This window comes from Klebsiella sp. 2680 (assembly GCF_900198535.1).
GTDB classification, from domain to species: Bacteria; Pseudomonadota; Gammaproteobacteria; order Enterobacterales; family Enterobacteriaceae; genus Klebsiella; species Klebsiella indica.
Map to the genome: position 1 here is coordinate 1,111,943 of NZ_FZNJ01000001.1, position 25,548 is coordinate 1,137,490.

19 protein-coding genes and 1 pseudogene are annotated in these 25,548 nt (G+C 56.1%); 10 read left to right on the plus strand and 10 right to left on the minus strand.

What is annotated here, in order from left to right; all coding sequences use genetic code 11:
- Window positions 1–213: 213 nt before the first annotated feature.
- From entH to entC, 5 genes are read right to left on the minus strand one after another with little or no spacing between them, the layout of a single operon-like run.
- A complete protein-coding gene (entH, locus tag FN037_RS05350; protein WP_138360023.1) occupies window positions 214–627 on the minus strand; it encodes a proofreading thioesterase EntH in 414 nt (137 codons plus the stop codon).
- Window positions 628–1,383: a 2,3-dihydro-2,3-dihydroxybenzoate dehydrogenase EntA gene (gene entA / locus FN037_RS05355; protein WP_138360024.1), complete on the minus strand. Its 756-nt coding sequence runs from the start codon at window positions 1,381–1,383 to the stop codon at window positions 628–630.
- Window positions 1,383–2,234, minus strand: a complete 852-nt coding sequence (gene entB, locus FN037_RS05360; RefSeq protein ID WP_142501688.1) for an enterobactin biosynthesis bifunctional isochorismatase/aryl carrier protein EntB — start codon at window positions 2,232–2,234, stop codon at window positions 1,383–1,385. Before entB ends, entA begins: the two co-directional genes overlap by 1 nt.
- A gap of 13 nt (window positions 2,235–2,247) precedes the next feature.
- Complete coding sequence (entE, locus tag FN037_RS05365) at window positions 2,248–3,855, minus strand: (2,3-dihydroxybenzoyl)adenylate synthase EntE (protein ID WP_142501879.1); 1,608 nt, start codon at window positions 3,853–3,855, stop codon at window positions 2,248–2,250.
- 12 nt (window positions 3,856–3,867) lie between these two features.
- Entirely contained in the window at window positions 3,868–5,046 is a 1,179-nt protein-coding gene (entC, locus tag FN037_RS05370; RefSeq protein WP_138360026.1) for an isochorismate synthase EntC, read from the minus strand.
- 453 nt (window positions 5,047–5,499) lie between these two features.
- Between entC and fepB the strand changes: the two genes are divergently transcribed.
- Entirely contained in the window at window positions 5,500–6,459 is a 960-nt protein-coding gene (gene fepB / locus FN037_RS05375) for a Fe2+-enterobactin ABC transporter substrate-binding protein (protein ID WP_138360027.1), read from the plus strand.
- A gap of 649 nt (window positions 6,460–7,108) precedes the next feature.
- Here fepB and entS read toward each other — a convergent pair.
- Complete coding sequence (entS, locus tag FN037_RS05385; protein ID WP_138360029.1) at window positions 7,109–8,350, minus strand: enterobactin transporter EntS; 1,242 nt, start codon at window positions 8,348–8,350, stop codon at window positions 7,109–7,111.
- 112 nt (window positions 8,351–8,462) lie between these two features.
- Between entS and fepD the strand changes: the two genes are divergently transcribed.
- From fepD to fepC, 3 genes are read left to right on the plus strand one after another with little or no spacing between them, the layout of a single operon-like run.
- Window positions 8,463–9,470, plus strand: a complete 1,008-nt coding sequence (gene fepD, locus FN037_RS05390) for a Fe(3+)-siderophore ABC transporter permease (RefSeq protein ID WP_138360030.1) — start codon at window positions 8,463–8,465, stop codon at window positions 9,468–9,470.
- On the plus strand, window positions 9,467–10,459 hold the full coding sequence (gene fepG, locus FN037_RS05395) for an iron-enterobactin ABC transporter permease (RefSeq protein ID WP_171034831.1): 993 nt from the start codon (window positions 9,467–9,469) through the stop codon (window positions 10,457–10,459). The genes fepD and fepG overlap by 4 nt, the downstream gene beginning before the upstream one ends.
- On the plus strand, window positions 10,456–11,250 hold the full coding sequence (gene fepC, locus FN037_RS05400) for an iron-enterobactin ABC transporter ATP-binding protein (RefSeq protein ID WP_138360031.1): 795 nt from the start codon (window positions 10,456–10,458) through the stop codon (window positions 11,248–11,250). The genes fepG and fepC overlap by 4 nt, the downstream gene beginning before the upstream one ends.
- Before the next feature lie 85 nt (window positions 11,251–11,335).
- On the opposite strand, the gene entF is transcribed toward fepC, so the two are convergent.
- The 3 genes from entF to fes are packed head-to-tail and all read right to left on the minus strand — an operon-like array spanning window position 11,336 to window position 16,658.
- Window positions 11,336–15,217, minus strand: coding sequence for an enterobactin non-ribosomal peptide synthetase EntF (gene entF, locus FN037_RS05405; RefSeq protein ID WP_142501690.1), 3,882 nt, complete (start codon window positions 15,215–15,217; stop codon window positions 11,336–11,338).
- A gap of 10 nt (window positions 15,218–15,227) precedes the next feature.
- Complete coding sequence (locus FN037_RS05410; RefSeq protein ID WP_138360033.1) at window positions 15,228–15,431, minus strand: MbtH family protein; 204 nt, start codon at window positions 15,429–15,431, stop codon at window positions 15,228–15,230.
- A 27-nt stretch (window positions 15,432–15,458) separates the two neighbouring features.
- Window positions 15,459–16,658, minus strand: a complete 1,200-nt coding sequence (gene fes / locus FN037_RS05415; RefSeq protein WP_138360034.1) for an enterochelin esterase — start codon at window positions 16,656–16,658, stop codon at window positions 15,459–15,461.
- 384 nt (window positions 16,659–17,042) lie between these two features.
- On the opposite strand from fes, the gene FN037_RS05420 reads away from it, so the two are divergent.
- The 6 genes and pseudogenes from FN037_RS05420 (at window position 17,043) to FN037_RS05445 (ending at window position 24,316) form a co-directional block, all read left to right on the plus strand.
- Entirely contained in the window at window positions 17,043–19,301 is a 2,259-nt protein-coding gene (locus FN037_RS05420; protein ID WP_142501691.1) for a TonB-dependent siderophore receptor, read from the plus strand.
- 67 nt (window positions 19,302–19,368) lie between these two features.
- The gene (gene entD, locus FN037_RS05425; RefSeq protein WP_138360036.1) at window positions 19,369–20,028 is read left to right on the plus strand and encodes an enterobactin synthase subunit EntD; all 660 of its coding nucleotides are present in this window, start codon (window positions 19,369–19,371) and stop codon (window positions 20,026–20,028) included.
- A gap of 118 nt (window positions 20,029–20,146) precedes the next feature.
- Window positions 20,147–21,088, plus strand: coding sequence for a D-ribose ABC transporter substrate-binding protein (locus FN037_RS05430; protein WP_138360037.1), 942 nt, complete (start codon window positions 20,147–20,149; stop codon window positions 21,086–21,088).
- A gap of 11 nt (window positions 21,089–21,099) precedes the next feature.
- On the plus strand, window positions 21,100–21,708 hold the full coding sequence (locus tag FN037_RS05435; RefSeq protein WP_142501692.1) for a DUF2291 family protein: 609 nt from the start codon (window positions 21,100–21,102) through the stop codon (window positions 21,706–21,708).
- Window positions 21,708–23,226, plus strand: a pseudogene (locus FN037_RS05440) (sugar ABC transporter ATP-binding protein). The gene FN037_RS05435 and the pseudogene FN037_RS05440 overlap by 1 nt, the downstream one beginning before the upstream one ends.
- Window position 23,227: 1 nt before the next feature.
- Window positions 23,228–24,316, plus strand: coding sequence for an ABC transporter permease (locus FN037_RS05445; protein WP_138359034.1), 1,089 nt, complete (start codon window positions 23,228–23,230; stop codon window positions 24,314–24,316).
- Window positions 24,317–24,427: 111 nt separating this feature from the next.
- Here FN037_RS05445 and FN037_RS05450 read toward each other — a convergent pair whose 3' ends face one another.
- Window positions 24,428–25,378, minus strand: a complete 951-nt coding sequence (locus FN037_RS05450) for a sugar-binding transcriptional regulator (protein WP_138359174.1) — start codon at window positions 25,376–25,378, stop codon at window positions 24,428–24,430.
- Window positions 25,379–25,548: the final 170 nt, after the last annotated feature.

Below are 25,548 nucleotides of genomic sequence, written 5' to 3' on the forward strand. Positions count from 1 at the left end.
TCTAGAACACAATGCGGATTCTAACAACTCTGAAACGATACAGATGTCGCCTGGCAGCAAGGATTTATCTCACATTGCAAGCGAGATCACTTCTGGCAGGAAAATAAATGAAAATGGTTATCGATAACGCTTCCCGGATCGCGGTTACGTCCCTGAGGCCGCATTACGGTTACGTTCCCCGTCAGGATACGACCTAACGGGGAAAAGGATACCTCAGCCAAGTACCATCGTGCCCAGGCGACAGGTGCAGCAGCGCCTTCCTCTTTCGTCGAAGATGGTGATTTCCCAGCTCTGGCCCTGACGTCCCAGGTGCAGCGGTCGGCATTCGCCGCGGACTTTGCCGCTGGAGACCGCCCGGTGATGGGTGGCGTTGAGTTCGGTTCCCACCACGCACTGGCCCTCTTCGGTCATCAGCCATCCCGCCATGGAACCCAGCGTCTCCGCCAGCGCCGCCGACGCACCGCCGTGCAGCAGGCCAAACGGCTGATGAGTACGCGCATCAACCGGCATTTCCGCCTCCAGCACGCCCTCTTCCAGGCGGGTATAAACGATCCCCAGATGCGCCACCATGGTATTTGCGCTGGTAGCGTTGAGCTCATCCAGCGTCATTTGACGTTTCCAGGCCATTTACGCCCCCAGCGTGGAGCCGCCGTCCACCACGATATCCTGCAGCGTGATATGGCTTGCGTGATCGGAAGCGAGGAACAGGATAGTATCCGCAATCTCCTGCGGGCGGGCAATTTTCCCCAGCGGAATACCCAGCTTAAACTGTTCGCCGAAGCCGCGAATCCGCTGCTGTTCAGCATCTTCGCTGACCCACAGCGTCCGCTGCATATCGGTGTCCGTCGATCCAGGCGAAACCACATTACAGCGCACGCCGCTGCCCGCCAGCTCCAGGCCGACAGTCAGCGCCAGGCTCTTCAGCGCCGCTTTCGATGCGCCGTAAGCGCTCATACCGATGCGCGGGGTATGCGCGGCGTCGGAGGCCACAGTGACGATCGCGCCGCCTTTCTGGCGACGAAACTGCGCCATCGTCTGCTGGAACAGATTAAACGCTCCGCCGACGTTGACCGCGAAAGTCTGCTGCCACTCTTCCAGAGTCAGCGTATCGGTCGCCCCCATCCGCAAAATTCCCGCCGCATTAACCAGTACATCAAGCCGCTCAACGCTCTCCAGCAGACGGCCGCACACCTGCGCCACCTGCTGCGCGTCGGCAACGTTCAGCGTCTCGGTGGCGAACGGATAGCTCTCGCCGTCAAACGCCAGATCAAATCCCGTCACCGTTGCGCCAGCGTCAACAAACGCCAGCGCGGTGGCGTAGCCGATGCCTTTGCCTGCTCCGGTAACCCACACGGTCTGACCGTGAAAATCCAGTCCGGCCATTATTTCACCTCACGAGAAAGCAGCGCCCACCAGGCATCGATGGTCGGGTTTTTCGCCAGCACCACGAAATCGATATCGCCATGAACCTTACGCCAGCGGGCGGCCAGCGCCATCATACGCACCGAATCCAGACCGTAATCGATAAGGTTTTCATCGTCCAGTGGCTCATCGGATTCATCCAGCAGCGGCAGCACCAGCGCGCGCAGCGCGGCTTTAGACGCGGGCAACGGCAGCAGTTCTTCGGTCATCACCACGCGGCCACTACGTCCGGCGACATATTTCAGCGCCATCAGGTGCTCTTCACGGCTAAAGTCGGCCAGCGCATCGGCAACGAAGAACGGTTTAATGTCGCGCATAAACGCATCGGTCGCGGTCGTCATACAGCCAATATGCGCATAAACACCGGTGATGATGAGTTGATCGCGCCCCATATCTTTCAGCATCTCTTCCAGCGGCGAGCGATGGAACGCGCTATAGCGCCACTTCACCAGTACGGTGTCGTGCTCATCCGGTGCAAGAGCGGCGATAACCTGCTGCTGTTCCGGCGAGCGGGTCAGACCCGGCCCCCACATATCGTTGAGCAGCGCGCGATCTTCATCGCTCTGATCTTTCGGCTGCGCGGTGTAAAAGACCGGAATAGCGTTCTGTCTGCAGAAATCGCGCAATGCGGCGATATTGGCCACCACTTTTTCCATCATCGCGCTATTCTCGCCCCAGAAATTGAGGAAATACTCCTGCATATCGTGGATTAACAGCGCGGCGCGGGACGGCTCAAATACCCAGTTCACTTTGTTCGCCGGGATATCGCTGGCTTCCGGCAGCGCGTAAGCCTGTAATTGAGGAATTGCCATTCTGTCTTCTCCTTCAGCCCAGCTTGCGTTCAGCCAGCCACTGACGTAATTGTTTTTTATCGACTTTGCCCACCGGCGTTAGCGGCAGCGCATCAACGCACTCCACGCGGTCGGGAAGTTTAAATTCGGCGACCCCTTGTTCGCGCAGGAAACGGCGTACCGCCACCGCGCGCAGAGGTTCGCTCACTACCAGATACGCACAGCTCTTTTCACCCAGCAGGCTGTCTTCCATGCTCACCAGCGCGGCGTGGATCACCGCAGGATGACGCAGCAGCAGGTTCTCGATCTCTTCCGCTGCGATCTTTTCACCGCCGCGGTTGATCTGATCTTTTTCCCGCCCCTGCACGGTGATATAGCCATCTTCATCGATCGAAATCAGATCGCCAGAACAGTAGAAACCGTTAGCATCAAAGGCTTCGGTATTATGCTGCGGGCTCTTGTAATAGCCGCGGAAGGTGTATGGGCCACGGGTCATCAGACGCCCCACTTCGCCGCGCGGCAGCGGATTACCGTCAGCGTCCGCCACCCACACTTCATCGTCCGGGCACATTGGGCAGCCCTGGGTATTGATAATCCGCTCCAGGCTATCGTTAAGACGGGTGTAGTTCACCAGCCCCTCGGCCATACCAAAGACCTGCTGAAGCTGACAGCCAATTTCCGCCGGGATACGGGCGGCGAGCGTCGCGGACAGGCGCGCTCCGCCAACCTGCAGCAGTTGTAGCGATTGCAACTGAGAGTTGCTGCCCGCGCTATGGATCTCCTGAAGCCACAGGCTTACCGCCGGGGGAACCAGCGAGGTTACGTTGATTTGGTGTTTTTCAATCAGCGGAAAGCATAACGTCGCGCTCGGATCGTGGGCCAGTACCACCACGCCGCCGGCAAGAAACACGCCTAACGACCCCGGCGAACTCATGGCGTAGTTATGCGCAGCGGGAAGCGCATTCAGATAGCGTGTTTCGGCGCTAATCCCGCAAAGTTCATTACTGCGGCGAATGCTGTAGTCGTAATCGTTATGGGTGCGGGGAATAAGCTTCGGCGTACCGGTACTGCCGCCGGAAAGCTGGAAAAACGCCACTTCATCGGCCGGTGTCGGATTGGCGATAAAGTTGTCAGCCGGACGCGCAATGGCCGCCGTCAGGCTCTGCTCTCCGCTGTCGTTCAGCAGCAACACGGCACGTACCGACGCGTGTTGGGCAATGAAAGCGTTAAGAAACGTATCATCCGCAAACAGCGCATGTTGGCGATCGGCAATCAACAAAGCCGGTGCAATCTGCGCGGCGTAGGCGTTCAGCTCGCTACGCTGATGGCTGAACAGCGCGTTAACCGGCGCGACGCCGATACGCAGCAGCGCAAAAAATGTAATGTAGAATTCCGCGACATTCCCCAGATGCACCAGCGCCGTTTCGCCGCGCCGGAGGCCCTGACGCTGTAACGAGGCGCCGAGATTATCCACCAGGCGATTAAATTCACGATAGCTGTAGCGCCTGTCACCATCAATAATGGCGGTGGCGTCGTTTTCCGCATGTCGGGTAATCAGGTTAGTGAGCGGCAAATCCTGCCAGTAGCCTTTTTGCCGGTAGCGGGCCGCGAAATCTTCCGGCCAGCGATTAAATTCGATCATCATAGTCCCTTATTATTGCAAGCCGAATACATTCAGCATGGTGGTCAATTTGACGCCGGTTTCCCGCCATTCGCCCAAAGGTGAAGAGGCAGGAACGATACCGGCGCCCGCAAACAGCCGTAGCGTGCGCTGATGCAGGCGAGCGCAGCGGATCGTCACCACCCACTCTCCGTTGCCTTCGTCATCGCACCAGCCGACGATACCGCCAAACAGCTGGCGTTCGAACGGCTCCAGCTCGCTAATCAGGCGCTTAGCCACCTGATGCGGGAAGCCGCTGAGGGCTGGCGTCGGGTGCAGCAGGCAGGCCAGCGACATGGCATTCTCTTTTCCCTGAGCGGTACCCTGAATCTGCGTTCCCAGATGCCACAAGGTCGGCGTGGAGATCAGTTGCGGAGAATCCGGCAGAGAGAGCGCGCTGCTGCGCGGGGCTAATAGCGTTTTCATCGCCTGAACAACCAGTTCATGCTCATGACGATCTTTTTCTGACGCCATCAGCTTGCCCCCCGCTTCACGATCCAGAACATCATCCGGCTGACGCCTGGCCGAACCGGCCAGCGGCAGAGAGCTAAAATGCGCACCTTCTTTACGCAGCAGCAGTTCCGGACTGGCTCCTAACAGCACACCGCCATCTGATAACGGCACATGGAAGTTAAAACTGGCCGGATTCTGGGCAATCAGGCGCTCCAGCAGTACGCCGCTATCAACCCGTTCCTGAGTGGTGATATCGATCAAACGCGACAGGACCACCTTATCCACTTCCGGCGTCGCGGTCAGCGCTGCCGCGCGTTCAACCATCGCCATAAATGTATCCTGCTCAGGGATCTCCTGGCGCTGAACAATATCCACCATTGGCGCTTGCCCCGACTCAAAACGTGCGGAGCGCTGTTTTTCAGTACGGGAGAATGCCTCCCAACTTGCGGGAATAAACAGCTCGGATGGCTCATTTGTATCAAACGGGATCGCACCGACCATCACGGGTTCAGCGATCCCGTTAGCCCGCGCGGCTTTAAAAGCGGCGGCCATTTTTTGCTGGAATTCGCCGTTGAGATTATCGCCATCAGCGGCAGGATGCGAAAATCGACTAAAGCAGCCAGATGTTCTGAAACTGCGATACGGCGACATAAAGAAGAAGCTTTCCGGCGGCAGGGTCATTTTTTTCTCCCGAACATCCTCAGCCAAAGACGTTTCCATATATACCCGTCATACTCTACGTTGCAGATGCGTTCGCTACGGCGCCCCGGTGCATTATTGAGACTTGCCCTCTTGCAGATACTTACCGGCGTAATTTCCCGGGAATACGGTCTCTCTGCAGGGCGCCATCAGCGGTCGTTCAAATTCGGCTCTGCCGAATTTGTCGCCACGTGACTCGACCTGAAGGATTCTCCCCTTCGGGAGCGCGCAAACGTGGTTTAAAGCGGTTAACCATTGTGCCCTGAAACTCGCATGATTTAGGGTATAACCCTCAAAAAAAATGATAAAAAGGATTACGAATAATTATCATTTATATTTTGGTTCGCTAACCTAAAAGGTATTGCTCTACATGTCAACCTGCAGATAGCATGTTGTGCTGCTTACACAGGGCCCCACACAGCACAACGCTGAAAACCAGCAGCATTTATCACAACTTAATCAGGATGCGAATTCGTGAATTTCTCCACCTTTTGCCGCCATATTCTCCTCGCCAGCGGGCTGGCATTTTTAGGAATTAGTTCAGTGCTGGCTGCGGACTGGCCGCGTCAGATTACCGACAGTCGCGGGACGCATACGCTGGAAAGCCAGCCACTGCGCATTGTCTCCACCAGCGTGACATTAACCGGTTCGCTGCTGGCGATTGACGCGCCGGTAGTCGCCAGTGGCGCCACGACGCCAAATAACCGCGTCGCCGACGATCAGGGGTTTCTGCGTCAGTGGAGCGAAGTGGCAAAAGCGCGCAAGCTATCGCGGCTCTATATTGGCGAGCCAAGCGCCGAAGCGGTCGCCGCCCAAATGCCGGATCTGATTCTGATTAGCGCCACCGGCGGCGACTCAGCGATAGCGCTCTACGATCAACTGTCGACGATTGCCCCGACGCTTATCATCAACTACGACGATAAGAGCTGGCAGGCGCTGCTGACCGAACTGGGGCAGATTACGGGCCATGAAAAACAGGCCGCTGAACGGATTGCTGAATTTGATAAAAAGCTGGCGGCACTTAAAGAGAAGATGACGCTGCCGCCACAACCGGTCACTGCGCTGGTCTACACCGCCGCCGCCCATAGCGCCAATATCTGGACGAAAGAGTCTGCCCAGGGGCAAATGCTCGAACAATTGGGTTTCACGCTCGCAACCCTACCTACGGGGCTGCACGCCAGCCACAGCCAGGGGAAGCGTCATGATATTGTGCAACTGGGCGGTGAGAATTTAGCCGCCGGGCTGAACGGCCAGAGTCTGTTCCTGTTCGCTGGCGATCAAAAAGATGCTGATGCGATTTACGCTAATCCCCTGCTGTCACATCTGCCGGCGGTAGCAGGCAAGCGTGTTTATCCACTGGGGACGGAAACCTTCCGCCTCGACTACTATAGCGCCCTGCTGGTGCTACAGCGTTTGTCGGCGCTTTTCGGTTAACGGGTCATCGGCGTGGTCGGCGGCGGCGTTTGTCAACAGCAATCACTTTTCGGTGATTCTGGCGAAAATGGCATTTTTCGTTTTCACCCATTCAGATTCCGTGGACTATTCCGTTCACGATAAATTCGCGGATATTCGTTATATCCACAGCGTGTGAACGGGCAGGGGGACGTTTCGCCCGTCCCCCTGCCCCCCCGGCATTGCGCTGAAAACCTGCCGCTGCGCGGTCCGCTCCACTCCGGCTTCATCTGGCGGACCGGGCGGGACTCGACGCTACTCGTCCCATCCCTGGGACTCGCCCTTCCAGGGCCAGCGCAAGCGCTGTTCAAAATTGCTCCCGGCAATTTTGTCCCTGTCTCGACCCGCCCTCTGGCCGCCGTCCTGGCGGCCAGTCCTGGATGCGCGCCTGCGTTCTCGCCAGGTTTCCTTGATGCGCCCAACCCCCATGCGGTGAGTCCGTTATTCGTCAGGGGCTTTTCAGAAGCTGAAAATCATAAAAAAAGTTATATCCTTTATATTTCAGCCCGTATCAGCTCAGTAAGCGAACCAACCGAATCAGATTTTCGTTTAAACCACCGATTAACGGAACCGCTCAACAAATCGTAACCCAGGTAAATCCCCCTGAACTGACCACCGCCAGCAACATCAACTAGCTTTCGCTCACCGCATCAGGGCGCTGAAAACGACGCAGTTCGCGCAGCAATCCCACCAGCACGATGCCAACAATCACCAGCGCCCAGCCGCTGACGCTCGCTGAAGCCACCGGCGTCAGAATCGCGCCGAGACCGCCAAGCAGCGCCGCGCCTATCGCATCGCCGGTCACGTTCTGCGCAGTCCACAAACCGTTGATCCGGCCAAGCATATTTTCCGGGGTTTGGGTTTGAATCAACGTATATTGCAGCAGCGAGCTTATCGCGCTCAGCCAGCCGAATAACGCCAGACACAGCGCCCCCAGTTCCCACACCGGCATCAGGCTAAACAGCGCAATCGCGGCAAAAGAACCCACGGTTGTCGCCAGCATCAGCACGCCAGGCTTTGCCGTCTGCGCCAGTTGTCCACTGGTCAACGCCCCCAGCGCCGCGCCCAGAGGAATCGCGGCATACAGCAGGCCAATCTGCGACGCCGACATCTGCCAGCTTCCGGCCAGCGCCGGATAGAGCACGCGAACCGCGCTGGCCATCGTCAACAAACCGCCCAATAGCGCGATGCCGCCAATAAGCGGACTATTGAAGAGGAATCTCAGCCCCGACTGCAATGATTTTAACGGGTGCTCCCGCGGCTGCGGCGGTGGGGCCAGCAGCGGTAAGCGCAGCAGCGTTAAGGTCGTGATAAAGGTGCCGATTGCCGCCAGGCCATAGTTCCAGGCAACGCCGCCGCTCGCCAGCAGCAGGCCGCCAATCATCGGTGAAATCACCGAGCCCAGGCGCACCGTTAGCATGGTGATCGCCCCCGCCTGCATCAGGTTTTCCCGTCCGACCAGCGCCGGGGTCGCCGCCAGCAGCGCGGTCACGCCAATGGATGCAAAAAGGCCGTCCCAGATCCCCAACAGATAGATAGCGATTAGCGACGGCTCCGGCAGCATGGCGTTCAGGCACAGGCCGACAAAGCCAATACCGCAGGTACCCCGCGCCAGCAGGATCAAACGCTTGCGCTCATAGCGATCGGCCAGTACGCCGCCAACCATCAGACCGACAAACATTGAGCCGCCGGTTAAGGTCACTGACAGCCCCACCTGCCAGGTTGAGTGGGTCATCATCTGAATTTGCACCGGAATCGCCACGCCCAGCAGGCCAAGGGACAAAATGGAGATAAAACGAGCGATAAAGACGGCGCGAAAGGCCGGATGAGTTTTCAGCAAGCTGAGGTTCAGCAGCCAGGATTGTCGGTTCATGACAGCGCCTTGTTATTATTTTCCATACCATTTTTAGGGGTGCACATGCTAACATAACCGGATAAAATCGATAACGATAATTGCTATCATTATCAAGTCAGGGATGTATGCCATGCCGTCTTCCACGACTACGGTACGCGCCTTTGCCGTGCCGGGTCTTTTAATCATTTTAATCATTGCGATTGCACTCAGCCTGCTGATTGGCGCCAAACCGCTGCCGTTCAGCGTCGTCGTTGATGCCTTCACCGGAACCTGCCAGAGCGCGGATTGCACCATCGTCCTTGACGCCCGACTGCCGCGAACGCTCGCCGGGCTGCTGGCCGGCGCCGCGCTGGGTCTGGCCGGCGCGCTGATGCAAACACTCACCCGCAATCCGCTGGCGGACCCGGGAATTCTGGGCGTCAACTCTGGTGCAAGTTTCGCTATCGTGCTGGGCGCGGCGCTGTTTGGTATCTCTTCGCCGCAGGAACAACTGCTGATGGCCTTTAGTGGCGCCTTTGCCGCCTCGCTGCTGGTGGCTTTTACCGGTAGCCAGGGCGGCGGCCAGCTGAGCCCGGTTCGCCTGACGCTGGCGGGCGTTGCACTGGCGGCGGTGCTGGAAGGGCTTTCCAGCGGCATCGCGCTGCTGAACCCCGACGTCTACGATCAGTTACGCTTCTGGCAGGCCGGGTCGCTGGATGTGCGCACGCTGCAAACCCTGAAAATCGTGCTGATCCCGGTCATTATCGCTGGTCTGGTCACCTTGCTGCTGAGCCGGGCATTAAATAGCCTGAGCCTCGGCAACGATACCGCAACCGCGCTGGGCAGTCGGGTCGCCCGCACCCAGCTAATCGGTCTGCTGGCGATTACCGTCCTGTGCGGCAGCGCCACGGCGGTGGTCGGGCCGATCGCGTTTATCGGCCTGATGATGCCGCATATGGCCCGCTGGCTGGTCGGCGCCGATCATCGCTGGTCGCTACCGGTTACCCTACTGGCGACGCCTGCCCTGCTACTGTTTGCCGATATACTTGGCCGTCTGCTGGTTCCCGGCGAATTACGGGTATCGGTAGTGAGCGCCTTTATCGGCGCGCCGGTCCTGATCTGGCTGGTGCGCCGCCAGCCGCGTGGAGGTACGATGTGATTGCGCCTTCTCGTCGCCTGATTTTTAGCTGCCTGCTGCTGTTCGTCGCCAGCGTACTGATCTCCTTGTGGGGGCTCGGAACCGGTCTGGTGCCGTTAAGTGTTAACCAGGTCATTTCCGCCCTGCTCGGCGATGCGCCGCGCAATGTCGCCCTTGTCGTTACCCAATGGCGTCTGCCGCGCGTGCTGATGGCGCTGCTTATCGGCGCCGCGCTCGGCGTCAGCGGCGCGATTTTTCAGTCGTTGACCCGCAACCCGTTGGGCAGCCCGGACGTCATGGGTTTTAACACCGGGGCCTGGAGCGGCGTACTGATCGCGATGGTGTTCTTCGGCCAGAACCTGACGGCCATCTCAATGGCGGCAATGATCGGCGGTATCCTCACCGCGCTGGTGGTCTGGCTGCTGGCCTGGCGCAACGGCATTGAGACCTTTCGCCTGATTATTATCGGTATCGGCATTCGCGCCATGCTGGTGGCATTCAATACCTGGCTGCTGTTACGCGCCTCGCTTGAAACCGCGCTCTCCGCCGGATTATGGTATGCCGGTTCCCTTAACGGCCTGACGTGGGGCAAAACCTGGCCCTCCGCGCCGCTGATCCTGCTGATGCTTATCTGCGGCGCGCTGCTGGCGCGACGTATGCGGCTGCTGGAGATGGGCGACGATACCGCCTGCGCGCTGGGCGTGCGGGTTGAGCGTTCACGGCTGCTGATGATGCTGGTTGGGGTGCTGCTTACCGCCGCCGCCACCGCGCTTGCCGGACCGATTTCGTTTATTGCGCTGGTGGCCCCGCATATCGCGCGCCGTCTTAGCGGTACCGCGCGCTGGGGGCTAACCCAGGCGGCGCTGTGCGGCGCCCTGCTGCTGGCGCTATCCGACTACTGTGCTCAGCGTCTGTTTATGCCTTATCAGTTACCGGTAGGGGTAGTGACCGTCAGCCTTGGCGGTATCTACCTTATCGCGTTATTAATTCAGGAGTCCCGCAAAAAATGACCGCTATAGCTTCCCGTTTGCGCGGCGACCAGTTGACGCTGGCGTACGGCAAAAAGACCATCGCTGAATCGCTGAGCGTCACCATTCCTGACGGGCACTTTACCGCCATTATTGGTCCCAACGGCTGCGGTAAATCGACGCTGCTACGAACCCTCAGCCGTCTGATGACGCCAGTCAGCGGTCATGTTTATCTTGATGGTGAGCAGATCCAGCATTACGCCAGTAAAGAGGTCGCCAAACGTATTGGTCTGCTGGCGCAGAACGCCACCACGCCGGGCGATATCACCGTTCAGGAGCTGGTCGCCCGCGGGCGCTATCCGCACCAGCCGCTGTTTACCCGCTGGCGTAAAGAAGATGAAGAGGCGGTCAGCAAGGCAATGAAAGCCACGGGGATCACTGAGCTTGCGCTGCAAAGCGTCGATACCCTCTCCGGCGGCCAGCGCCAGCGGGCGTGGATTGCCATGGTGCTGGCTCAGGAGACAGCGATTATGCTGCTGGATGAGCCGACCACCTGGCTCGATATCAGCCATCAGATCGATCTGCTTGAACTGCTTAGCGAGTTGAATCAGAAAAAAGGATATACCCTGGCCGCAGTCCTGCACGACCTGAACCAGGCCTGCCGCTACGCCACCCATTTGATTGCCCTGCGCGACGGCAAAATTGTCGCCGAAGGCGCGCCGAGGGAGATTGTCAGCGCCGAACTGATCGAGAAGGTTTATGGATTGCGCTGTACGATCATTGACGATCCGGTCGCCCATACGCCGCTGGTGGTGCCGCTGGGGCGACGTTAAACTGGCGTTCACGGACTCGCCCGGTGGCGCTACACTACGCTTACCGGGCCTACGGTTTCCCATAATTTGGTAGATCGGGTAAGCGCTACCCCAGAATCTCCCTGAGCACCGGACCAATCGCTTCAAAAGCCTGCGGGGAGATAATATCCACATGCGCGCAATCCTGGCTAAACACCTCCAGCTCACCGACCCACGGCCCCCAGACCACCAGCGGGTCCATGCCTCGCTGACGGGTTTTCTCCGCCACAAACAGCGTCGCCTTGCCGTCAAACTTCGCGCTGTGAGCGGTGGTTAACAGGCGCACCGCATCGGCGTAGTTGCCTTCAATAACGCTGAACAGCTCGCCGGAAGCCTGCCCCTGCCGGGCAGCAAGAAATGCCTCACGTTCCCGCGCAATCTCCGCCAGCACGTCAGGATCCAGACCGTTAGCCTCTTTTTCCGCCCAGTTCTGCGTTTCCGGCGGCCAGGTATCCAGCAGCCCCAGGAACGCCACCGCTTCCCCGCGCTGGCGTAAGCGGGCGGCAATCCCCTGCGCCAGCGTACCGCCGAGCGAATAACCACACAGATAATAGGGACCATGCGGCTGCTGCTGAAGTAAGGTTTGCAGATGATGTTCGCAGACCGCATCCAGATCCGCCGCCGTCGCCATCGGCCCCTGCGGTCGCGGTGACTGAATGCCGGTAATCGACCAGCGCGGGCTTAAATAGCGCGCCAGCACGCTGAACTGCCAGGCGAAACCGGAAGCCGGATGGAAGCAGAACAGCGTCGGGCCGCTGCTCTCGCGCAGCGGCAGGATCGCGTCGAAGCCCAGACGCTGAGCCTGCTCATCGCTAAGATCGGATGCCAGCAGCGCGCTCAGCTTGCCGACGGTAGAAGCAACCATCACCTGTCCCGGCGTCACCTCCCGCGCCAGCTCGCGGCTCAACAGCGCCGCCAGGCGCATCGCCAGCAGCGAATGGCCGCCAAGCGCGAAGAAATCGGCGTCGATATCATTCACTTCGCAGCCCAGTAACTGGCTGAATGCCGACGCAACGCTGGTTTCTACTCCCGGCTCCGGCGGACGACCGCCGCGTTCACCGTTCAGCGCTGGTAACGGCAGCGCTTTGCGATCCAGCTTACCGTTGGCGCTGAGCGGCAGTTCAGGCAGTTGAATCAGCGCCACCGGCACCATATGCGGCGGCAACTGTTCGCCAAGTCGCGCTTTTAACGCCGCGGTATCCAGCGGCAGGCCCGATTCAGAAACCAGATAACCCACCAGTTGACGGGCATCGCCGCCGGTGGCTGCGGCCTGGTTGAAGATGCAGGCATGCGTCACCGCCTGTTCTACATCCGGCAGCGCCGACATAAGCCGGTCGATTTCACCGAGTTCAATACGCTGACCACGAATTTTCAGTTGGTCGTCGCTGCGCCCAAGATATTCAACCGCGCCATTATCCAGCCAGCGGGCCACGTCACCGGTGCGATACATGCGCTCGCCCGGCGCGTAAGGATCGGCAATAAAGCGGCTGGCGGTTAAATCGGCACGCCCCAGATACCCTTGCGCCAGTTGAATGCCGGTCAGATAGAGATCCCCCGCCACGCCAGGCGGCACCGGGCACAGTGAAGCATCCAGAACCCGCAATCCGGTATTCCACACCGGCCAGCCGATCGGCACGCTGGTACCGGTCACCGCCGCCAGTTCAGGCCCGCAGGCCGGATACCAGCTTACGTCCACCGCCGCTTCCGTCGGGCCGTACAGATTATGCAACGGCGCTCCGGTTAACCTCTCCCATTCCTGGCATAACGCCGTCGGCAGCGCTTCTCCGCTGCAGAATACCCGACGCAGGGTTTTACAGGAGTCGACGTTTTCCGCATCCAGCGAAGCGACGAATGCCGCCAGCATCGATGGTACAAAGTGCGTGGTGGTCACCCCATAGCGGGCAAAAAACCGCTGCATCGCCAGCGGGTCGCGATGGGCTTCCGGCTCGGCCATAACCAGTTGCGCGCCGGCAATAAACGGCCACCAGAACTCCCATACCGAGACATCAAAACTGCACGGCGTTTTCTGCGCCACCACATCGTCAGCGGAGAGCGGATAGTGATCCTGCATCCACAGCAGGCGGTTAACGATGGCGGTTTGCCCGACCATCACCCCTTTCGGCCTCCCGGTAGAGCCGGAAGTGAAGATGATATACGCGGTATGCCGGGGCTGAGAGAGCGCCAGCGGTGCAGCATCGCCCGCCGCCAGCGGCTGCTGATAGCACAGGCTTTGCAGGCCGGGAATATCGCTAAAGCGCGCCAGTTGATCCTCAGAGGTAATCAGTAATGACGGACGGGCGTCTTCCAGCATCATCCTCAGACGATCGTCGGGATAACCGGTATCCAGCGGTAGCCACGCGGCTCCGGCTTCAACAATACCGTGTAGCGCCAGAGTCAGAAACACGGAACGCGGCAGCGCCACCGCCACGCTATCGCCCGGTTTGACGCCACGCGCGCACAGCAATTCAGCCAGCGCCACCACCTGCTGACGCATCTCGCGATAGCTAAACTGCCAGCGGGCGTCCGCCAGCGCAGGCGCATCCGGGGTCTTTTCCGCCTGCTTCGCAACCAGCGCGCTCAGCGTGGTCTCGGGGAGCGCAATAGCGGTATTATTCACCTGCCGCAACCGCGCCGTTTCCTCTGTGGACAGCATATTCGCTTCGCCACAGCGCAGATCCGGGTTCTCCGCAAACTGGCTCAACAACAGGGATAATCTGGCGATATGCCCGCGTAGCGTCGGTTCATCATAACGCTGTTTATTAGCCAGAATCTCCAGCGACAGGCCGCCCGCTTCATCCGGGAATAGCGCCAGCTCAAGGTCATTCACCGGGCCGGTGGCCAGGGTATGCGTCACCGTCTGCACGCCGTCAATGTCGAGCTGGTAGTCAAAGACTTTAATATTGAGCACCGGACCAAACAGCGGTTCATCGCCCGCCGCCTTACCGCTGTCGCGAACGATCTGTTCAGCGTCATAGCGCTGATGACGGCGCATTTTCTTCAGTTGCCCGGCGAGACGCGTTGCCAGTTCCGGCAGCGTGTCCCCGGCGTCAATATTGACCGCCAGCGGCAGGACATTCAGCACCGGCCCCGTGGCGGTTAGCGCCGCCGAGCCCATCCGGCGCATAAAAATAAAGCCCGCGGCGTACGCCATTCGGCTGCATAGCCTCCCCAGCCACAGAGTCGTCAGCGCCAGCGCCAGGTCCGCACGCTGGCACTGCGGCGCGCTCGCCGCCAGGCGGTTGAAGGCGTCAGCATCAACCTCCAGCTTCATTCGCCAGATATCGGTGCTGGTCGCCCGCCCGGCTAAAGGCGCGGCGGAGAGAGAGGCCGGAGGCGGCAGGGCTTTACGCTGCTCCTGCCAGAACTGTTTGTCGCGCTGCCAGGCATCGCTGCCGTAATAGCGCTGATACTCTTCCACCACGTCGGCAAAGGGGGTAAACGGCGAAGCGGGCGTCTCTTCGCCACGTCGCCAGGCACGATAAATCGCGACGATCTGGCGGGTAATCGCCGGAAAACTGAAACCATCGACCAGTAAATGATGATAACGCTGATACCAGTACCAGCGAGTCTCTCCCACCCTCAGCAGTTGATGGCAGACCAGCGGATTACCACCGTCCACGCGCAAGTTCTGCCCGAGGTCGGCCTGCATTCGCGCCAGCGCGGCGGCATGCGGGTCACTCTCCCCACGCAGGTCCTGATACTCCGGTTCGGCAAACTCGCGGCTTTCGTCGACCCACTGCCAGGCTTCGCCATTATCTTCAGTAAAACGCATGCTCAGGGTGTCAGCCTGCGACAACCCGATGACGATCGCCCGTCCGAGCAGAGCCGGATCAATATCGCCGCTCAGCTCGACGTAGTGGGCGACGCTCCAGGCGCCGGGCAGCGTCGAAAGGCGCTCGGCCATCCAGATCCCTGACTGTGCCGCCACCAGCGGTAAACGCGTGCTCATCATTGGCTCCTCAGATCGCATGGTGCGCGGGGGTAAGGGTTGACCAGTTTGCCATCAGCCAGCGGTTACATGCATCGACTGACTGCGGCGGGCACGCCACCGCCCAGCCTTCCGGCAGCGCGCAGTGATGCGGCCACAGGCTGTAGTGCTGCTGGTCATTGCGCAGAATGTAAAACTGCCCTTGCGGATCATCGAAGGGGTTACTGAATTGCATGTCAAATTCCTCGTAAAACGTGCTTCGCTACTCTTCGCGGCATAAAGGTTGCCATAGCTGGATAAGTCCCGCCGTCAGCCCGCCGCGCCAGCAAAGCGCATCATGCCCGCCGTCAACCTGACGCCAGAAAACAGATTGCGGTTCCAGATGCGCAAGAAGCGCCTGGTTCGCGCGAAAGATGATGGGTTCGCGAACACCGGCTTCCAGCCAGATTCGCAACCCTTGAGGATGGAGTTCGCCGCGGCTTAAGCGCTCGATCAGTACTCCCGTCTGCGCGCCGCCGCGATGGGGCCACCAGTAGGAACCGGACTGGCTGAGCACGCAGCCAAAACGTTGCGGCCAGTAGAGCGCGGCGAACATTGCCGCCAGGCCGCCGAAGCTCTGGCCAGCCACCACGGTGCGATCCGCGCGATCGCTAAATGGCGTTGTCTGGCGCACCAGCGGCAGCAACTCTTCCTGAACAGCCAGCCAGAACGCTTCATTGCAGGGAAGCTCCTCGGCACGGTGCTGGTTATCAATCACGTCAATGAGCAGATAAACCGCCTGCGGAAGCCGCTTTTCACGAGTCAGGCCCGCCAGCGGCGACCAGACCGGCATACTTTCAGCCCAGAACTGTCCATCAAGCAGGATCGCCAGCGGGCGCGCTTGCGGGTGTGCTGCGCCAGTGGCGTAAATCCATATTCGTCGCGTATTGCCAAGACGCTGACTCTGCCACTCAATGCAGACCGGCGGCTGATATGATTCATCGCTCAGCGCCCAGCCCGGCTGTTCCGGCGCATCAGGAAGCGCCAGCGCAGAGACGGCATGGCCGCGTCCTCCCTTCCAGCTTTGCGGGTTTAGCGGATCGGCAATCGCCTGCGGCAGCAGCTTGCGCCAGCCTTCGCGCAGCAGCGTGCGGTCCGGACTCTCGCCGTTAAAAAGCTGAGGGGAAAAGTCATCATCACTCTCAGAGGGAACAAAGCAGTAACTGCCGCGCCAGCCGGGAGAAAGCGTTGTTTGCCAGAACCAGGCATCGGTACCTGGAAGGCGCTGTAACGTTTGTGGCGGCGAGTTTTTATGATGGTCAGTGACACCCGTGATATAGATCCACACCTTTTGAGTTGGCGAAGACATTTCGTCGCCTGCCGGATCGCGCCACCAGAACGTCACCCGATACGCGCCATCAATGGCCTCTATTTGCGGACCGGAGAGGCTCTGCCACCAGCCATCGCTTCCTCTCTTATGCATTCACCAACCTTATGTTTATCGTGACATTTATCAACAAACGTATCAATAAACGCAATATTTATTGATAATATTATTGATAACCATTTCCATTTGCAATAGCGTATTAGCGCGCTGTGGGAAGCGCGTCTTTCAAATTAAACATGTCAGAGATGGCTAATTTAGAGCCAGGTCCAGCAGGCATTATTGTTGCCGGCTGTTTGCTCATGGACAGCGCGCAGAGCGCGAGCACAGCCTTGAGTCTAACAGGCCAATAACTATACCTGAGGACCGGGATCTTAGTCAGCGATGGAGTGCCTTTGCCCTCTACTGACGACATTGGCACCACCACACCTCCGGACGGGAAGGATTTTCCGGGGGAGGTGGCGACGAAAAGCAGGATGTACAATGAATAACAGGATCAAATCTCTGGCCTTGCTGGTCAATCTGGGTATCTATGGGGTCGCCTTTCCGCTGAGCGCGGCGGAAGTGACCTCGGATAGCAAAACAACAACCTCTGATGAAACTATGGTGGTTACCGCTGCCGAGCAGAACCTTCAGGCTCCGGGCGTATCAACCATTACCGCCGATGAAATTCGTAAAAATCCGCCTGCCCGTGATATCTCGGAAATAATCCGCACCATGCCGGGCGTCAATCTGACCGGTAACTCCACCAGCGGCCAGCGCGGCAACAATCGCCAGATTGATATTCGCGGTATGGGCCCGGAAAATACCTTGATCCTGGTTGACGGAAAACCGGTTACCAGCCGCAACTCCGTGCGTCTCGGCTGGCGCGGCGAACGCGATACCCGTGGCGATACCGGCTGGGTGCCGCCGGAAATGATCGAGCGTATTGAAGTTATTCGCGGCCCGGCCGCCGCCCGTTACGGTAATGGCGCGGCGGGCGGCGTCGTCAATATTATCACCAAGAAAGGCGGCGATGAGTGGCACGGTTCATGGGATACCTATTTCAACGTTCCGGAACATAAAGACGAAGGCGCCACTAAGCGCACCAACTTTAGCCTTAGCGGCCCGCTGGGCGGCGACTTCAGCTTCCGCCTGTACGGCAACCTCGATAAAACGCAGGCCGACGCCTGGGGTATCAACAAGGGACATCAGTCTGAGCGTACGGGGGATTATGCCAACTACATTCCCGCCGGACGTGAAGGGGTGATTAATAAAGATATTAACGGCACGGTGCGCTGGGACTTCGCCCCGATGCAGTCCATCGAGCTGGAAGCAGGCTATAGCCGCCAGGGCAACCTTTACGCCGGCGATACGCAAAACACCAACAGTAACGATCTGGTGAAAAAGAACTATGGTAAAGAGACTAACCGCCTCTACCGCAACACCTACTCCCTGACCTGGAACGGCGCCTGGGATAACGGCATCACCACCAGTAACTGGGCGCAGTATGAACGTACCCGCAACTCGCGGACGCCTGAAGGTCTGGCAGGTGGTTCCGAAGGGATCTTTGATCCGAAAGCCTCACAAAAATATGTTGATGCCGATCTGAACGATGTCACGCTGCACAGTGAAGTGAGCATACCGTTCGATCTGCTGGTGAACCAGAACCTGACCCTCGGTACAGAATGGGCTCAGCAGCGCTTGAAAGACATGCTCTCCAACTCACAAACCTTTATGGGGGGCGATATTCCTGGCTATAGCGGCACAAATCGCAGCCCCTATTCAAAAGCCGAGATCTTTTCTCTGTTCGTTGAAAACAACATGGAGCTGACCGACAGCACCATGCTCACTCCGGCGCTGCGTTTCGACCACCACAGTATCGTTGGCAACAACTGGAGTCCATCTCTGAATCTGTCACAAGGTCTGGGTGATGACTTTACGCTGAAAATGGGTATTGCCCGAGCCTATAAGGCACCGAGCCTGTACCAGACCAACCCGAACTACATCCTGTACAGTAAAGGCCAGGGCTGCTTTGCCTCCGGCCCTGGCACCGGTATCGGTTGTTATCTGTTGGGTAACGATAATCTAAAAGCAGAAACCAGCATCAACAAAGAGATCGGGCTGGAGTTTAAACGCGACGGCTGGCTGGCCGGCGTGACTTGGTTCCGTAATGATTACCGTAACAAAATCGAAGCAGGCACCGTACCGTTGAGTTCCATTGCTAATGGAAGTACCGATATTTATCAGTGGAAGAACATCTCCAAAGCGGTGGTTGAAGGTCTGGAAGGTACATTAAATGTCCCGGTTAGCGATACCATTAACTGGACCAATAACATTACCTATATGTTGCAGAGCAAGAACAAAGAGGACGGCGAACGTCTGTCGATTATCCCTAAATACACGCTGAACTCGACTCTGAGCTGGCAGGTACATCAGGATGTTTCTCTGCAATCCACCTTCACCTGGTATGGCAAACAGGAGCCGAAAAAGTATAACTATCAGGGGGAACCGGTTACCGGTAGTGAAAAAAATGCCGTCAGCCCCTATAGCATCGTCGGCCTGAGTGCCACCTGGGATGTTACGAAAAACGTCAGCCTGACCGGAGGCGTGGATAATGTCTTTGACAAACGTCTGTGGCGTGAAGGGAATGCGCAAACCGTGATAAATACTAATAGCGGCGATTATATGGCTGGCGCAGGCGCGTACACCTATAACGAACCTGGCCGTACCTGGTATATGAGTGTCAATACCCACTTCTGATTGCTTGTCTGAATCCCCCGCCCTCTTCCCATAGAGGGCGGAAGGGAGAATCTGCTAACATCACCCAATGCAAATCAATCACTCGATCATTCAACTTGCCGGTCACTCGCTTCAGCGGGTAGATTTCGACCCGGCGACCTTTCAGCCAGCGGATTTACTGTGGTTGCCTCATCACGCCCGGTTAACCGACTGCGCCCGTAAACGTCAGACCGAGCATCTTGCCGGGCGCATTGCCGCAGTTTATGCGCTGCGGGAAGTGGGGGAAAAATGTGTCCCGGCGATTGGCGACCGGCGTCAGCCGCTGTGGCCAGCGCCGTGGTACGGAAGCATCAGCCACTGCGAACATAGCGCGCTGGCGGTGGTCTCAGATCAACCGGTCGGTATTGATATCGAACGGATACTCTCGCCCTCTCTGGCAGCCGAACTGGAAAGCAGCATCATCAATGCGGCGGAAAAAAAAGTGCTGGAAGCCAGCGGCCTGCCGCCAGAACTGGCGCTGACGCTGGCGTTTTCGGCGAAAGAAAGTGGGTTTAAGGCGTGGTCATCTCATGCTCTGTCCTTCCCGGGTTTTCATAGCGCCCAGGTAATATCAGCCTCTCCAGCGACACTCCATTTGCAGCTAAATACTGACTTCTCTCCTTTATTAAATAAATTTACTATAAAAATTAATTACTTAAAAATAGATCGCCATATCATTACCTGTACTTTACCCCGTTATAAATCGTGATCTCTTTCTCCTTTTAAAAAATTAACGGTTTAAACCATAGACACTTCCACAACTCAGCTTTATCGTTACTATGAATAATAAATCATTATTGAATAAATATTCAATGTGGAGAAAAACGATGAAAGTTACCTTTGTTAAATCCGTCCTGTTCGCTTCAATGATTGCCGCATCCAGTTCACTGTGTGCCGCCGACAACGGCCTGATTGCCATTATTACCCCCTCTCATGACAACCCATTCTTTAAAGCTGAGGCTGATGGCGCAGCGGAAAAAGCGAAAGAGTTGGGTTACAGCACACTCATTGCCTCCCATGACGATGATGTGAATAAACAAAACCAATTAATTGAAACCGCCATCGCCCGCAAAGCAAAGGCCATTATTCTTGATAATGCCGGCGCTGATGCCACCGTTGGGCCACTGGAAAAAGCAAAGGAGGCTGGCGTTCCGGCATTTCTTATCGATCGCGAAATCAATAAAACGGGTATCGCGGTGGCACAAATCGTTTCGAACAACTATCAAGGTGCGCAAATTGGCGCGGAAAAATTCGCCGCGTTGCTCAACGGTAAAGGTAAATATGTCGAGCTGCTTGGCCGTCAATCGGACACCAATGCCAGCGTTCGCTCTCAGGGCTATCACGACATACTTGATGACTATCCGGATATGAAAATGGTGGCGCAACAAACAGCTAACTGGAGCCAGACGGAAGCTTTTACTCGAATGGAAGCCATATTACAAACCAATCCAGACATCGTTGGCGTGATTTCCGGCAACGACACAATGGCGCTGGGCGCGGAGGCCGCACTGAAAGCCGCCGGCAAGAAAGATGTCATTATTGTTGGCTTTGACGGCAGTGATTATACCCGTGATTCCATTATCAATAAGGGCAATATCAAAGCTACCGTATTGCAACCCGGCTGGAAGCAGGCACAGATGGCCGTTGAACAGGCCGACTTTTTTCTGAAAAACGGCAAAGCGCAAAAAGAAGAAAAACAGTTAATGGATTGCATTCTTATTGATGATTCCAATGCCAGCAAACTGAATAAGTTTAACCTCAGCGAGTAAGGTGAAACGCTATGTCTTTTAAACAATGGGGGGCCGCACTGTTAGGGTGCGCCGCTCTGTTGCTGACGGCCTGCACTGTGGTTGATCTGGATGACAATGGCAAACCGATCTTGCCTGCCGATCCTAATGCGAAACAAAGCTTCGATAATCTGTCACCACAGCAGATCGCACAACAAACCTGGAAAACACGAGTTATTGATACCGCAAGTCAGCATTCCCTGGACATGAATGCACTGGAGAATCAACTGGCGTCATCAAGAAGTACGCCAGCCAGTTTTTTTGTGCGTCTGAACGCTACTGTTCTCGACGTTGATATTAGCAACACGCGTGAACAAAAACTTATTTTCAACATTAACGGACGTCCCCTCGCCATTCAGGTTGGACCGGTAATACGGGGTAATGCTATTCGTGATGCCACTGGCTTCAAATTTGAAGATTTCACTAACCAGGTTCAGTTTGCCCAGCTTTCACGGGCCTATAACCGGGAGGCGGTTAAACAATTACCTAAAATTAATTCTGAATGGGTCGGCAAGAAGATCAGTGTGCTGTTCGCGGTGACATTAAGCAATGGAACAGCTCAGGATGCCGCTGCGCTTGCACTGAAACAGGAGACACCGTAATGAGCGATATTCCTGCTGAAGATATAATTTTGCATACAAAAGGCATTTCAATGCTGTTTCCCGGTACAGTGGCGCTGGACAACGTTGACTACAACGTTTGGCGCGGCAAGGTTAACGTTATTATCGGTGAAAATGGTGCCGGAAAATCAACGCTGATGAAAATCCTTGCTGGCGTACAACAGCCGAGCCTGGGGGAAATAGTGCTCAATGGAAAATCGGTACATTTTTCCAGTACCCGTGAAGCGGCGCTTCACGGTATCGGCATGGTGCATCAGGAATTAAACCTGTTTGAAAATCTGAGCGTAGCCGAGAATATTTTTCTTGGTCGTGAACTGCAAAAAGGTATTGCGCCAATTAACGAAGCAGAGCAGGAAAAGCGTGCCGTCGAGCTATTAAAACGCCTCGATCAACCCATCTCTCCCAAAGAACTGGTCGGAAATCTCAAAGTCGGTCAGCAACAGTTGATAGAGATAGCCAAGGCACTGGCAGAAGATGCAGACATACTGATTCTGGATGAGCCGACATCTGCACTGAGTAAGACCGAAGTCGACATTCTGTTTCGCGTGATCCGTGAACTAACCCGCCAGGGGGTGACAATTATTTATATTTCGCACCGTCTGGAGGAACTGATGACTATCGGCGACGTCATCACTATTCTGCGAGACGGCAAATTCCAGTCAGAAGCAAAAGTCTCTGATATTGACGTCCCATGGATTGTTCGTGAAATGTTAGGCAGCGATCCTGTCAGTAATTTCCTCGAACCTGGACGGACTTTTGGCGCGCCTTTACTCGAAGCTGAGCATATTACCTGTGTTAATGCGGCCGGAAATAAAGTGGTGAATGATGTTAGCTTTAAAGTTCACACAGGCGAAATTGTCGGTATTTATGGCCTCATGGGCGCGGGCCGAACCGAGTTATTTGAATGCATGCTTGGCACCGAACGTAACTATTTCGGCAAATTATGGTTAGACAGTAAACCGGTGCCACAACGCTTAACTCCCGCCGATCGTATACGTATGGGAATGAGCCTGGTACCGGAAGATCGTAAGCGTACCGGCATCTTCCCAGTTTCCTCCGTCGCCAATAATTTGACAATTGCCAGCTTGTGGCGACGGCTGCGGCGGGGACTAACCATCGCAAATAAAGAAGAAGAAACCGTCGTAGCCAGCACCATCGGCAACCTGTCGATTAAAGTTTCTTCACCGGAAGTGGAAATTCAGGCGCTGAGCGGCGGTAACCAGCAGAAAGTGGTTATTGGTCGCTCGCTGTTAACAAACCCCAAAGTCCTGTTCCTCGACGAACCGACTCGCGGCATTGATATCGGTGCGAAAGCAGACGTATTTCGCATGATGGTGCAGCTTTCACAACAAGGCATAGCAGTTGTCTTCTCTACTTCCGATCTCAAAGAAATTATGGCGGTTTCTGACCGTATTTTGGGGCGGCAAGTTAACCGCCGATATTGCCCGCGAACGGGCAGAAGAATCCGCACTGGTTACAGCTAGCGCTCAGGGGTTTTGAGATGAAAACGACACAAACCGCGGCCTTAGCTCCGCGCCGCGGGGCTTCACTGTCCCGCGAAAACATTTTCCTGCTTTTACTTAAACTGCGTACCTTTATCGCACTGTTTTTAATTGTGGGTTTCTTTACCATGACGGTTCCCGGATTTTTATCCGCGGGTAGTATGGTTATCATGATTAAGCATATCGCCATTAATGCTTTCCTGGCACTAGGGATTACTTTCGTCATCATTACCGCAGGTATCGACCTTTCAATCGGCGCAACGCTGGGTTTATGCGGGATGATCGCCGGATGGTTGATTACTAAAGGGATCGTATTGCCGATGTTCGGTATCGCCATTTTCCCCAGCGTGTGGTTGATTGTTCCTGTCGTGTTACTTATTGGGGCATTCATTGGCGCCGTGAATGGCTGGATTATCACCCGCTATAATGTGGCCCCTTTTATCTGCACTCTCGGCACCATGTATGTTCTGCGCGGCGCGGCGATGTTGACATCTGATGGTCAGACTTTTCCCGGTCTGGCGGGCAATCCCCAGCTCGGAAATACAGGCTTTGATGAAATTGGCTCAGGTTCGCTATTTGGTATTCCGTGGGCGATCTGGATGATGATCGTACTGGCGTTAGTTATTGCCTATATCGCACGCCGGTTACCATTTGGTCGCCATGTTTATGCTATTGGCGATAACGAGAGAGCCGCAGAACTCTCTGGGGTAAAAGTCAAACAGGTTAAAGTGCTGGTTTATACTCTCTCCGGTTTTTGCGCCGCTATCGCCGGGATTGTCGTTTCCGCTCAGCTTCTGGCCAGTCATCCAGCTAATGGTACAGCCTTTGAAATGAACGCCATTGCTGCCGTTGTCCTCGGCGGGACATCTCTGGCAGGAGGACGCGGGACCATTCTGGGTACCCTAATCGGTGCCTTTGTTATCGGCTTTCTCGCCGACGGGCTGGTGATGATGGGCGTCAGCGAATTCTGGCAAATGGTGATTAAAGGCATCGTAATTATCGTCGCAGTGATTATCGATCAGATGCAAAACCGTATGCAGCAGAAGGCAGCAGTAGTCGCGCAAAAAGCCGTTATGGAAGGTCAGTAAAACGGCTGACTCAGTCAACGCCCCACCAGCATAACAAGTGGCTTTAACCCGGCCACTTGTTATGCCCGGAACGCAGGACAGGCATAGATTTTGATGATCTCTTTAGCAATATCACCCTTTGAGCAAAGCGCGTGCAGTAGGGTAATCAGTAATCAGTACATCAATATATTCACCCTGCAACGCTCCACGAATGGCATTGCTTTTTTCCACCCCTCCCGCTAACGCAATCACGTGCTGACAACGGCGAATTTGCTCCAGTTCCATACCAATAACCGGGTCCTCATCATGGCTTAGCACCGGCTTACCCGAGGCATCGTAATAATGTAAACAAATATCCCCTACAGCCCCACGAGAAGCCAAAAGCTGAAGCATTTCTTCGTTATAATAGTTGCCCGAGTTTTTCAATAATTGTGATGGTTCAAGCACACCGATCCCAACGATTGCGACGTCAACTGCAGAAAATTTTTCCACAACTGTTGCTACGTCCGGGCTATTCACCAGACGAGAACGCTCTTCAACAGAATGTTCAATACTCTGTGAAGGGAGTAACCATACAGGACATCCGAGATGCGCAGCCAGTTGCTGGGTGAGAATCGTTGCCTGCACGTTACCGTTTGGACCAACGCCGCCTAAAAGCTGAATCACGCCCGCTGCACGAATATTTTGCGGATGCATTTCATCAACCATGCAACGTATTGTCCCACTCCATGAAGAGATACCCACCAGGTCTTCCGCACGTAAACGCGTTTCGACATAATGAGCAGCTGCGCTACCAATGGCGCGCTTTATCTGTCCGCTATCAGCATTTTCACCTGCATCCACCACTATCGCCTGACGGATACCGAAGCGCTGTTCAATAGCCTTTTCCAGTTCAACAAAGATGTTGGTTGGTTGTACAACGGTGATCTTCACCAGCCCTTCTTTCTGACAACGCGTCAGCGCTCGTGAAACAAACGATTGTGACAGATGCAGCAATGAAGCAATTTCAGACTGTTTTTTGTTTTCGCTATAGTAAAGCGTGGCAATTTTCACCAGTAAACGCTGTTCATCCTGTTTCGACATAGCATTCCCCTTGAATTCCTGTCTGTTATTTTTATTCATAGTTGAATAGATAACAAGCTCGCTCAACTTCAACATCTTTCCCGCAAATGTGATCATTTTCTCTTTTTTTAGAAAATAGCCTGTACAAGTCGTAGACAAACCCTTTAACAGGGCATATCTTACACATATGA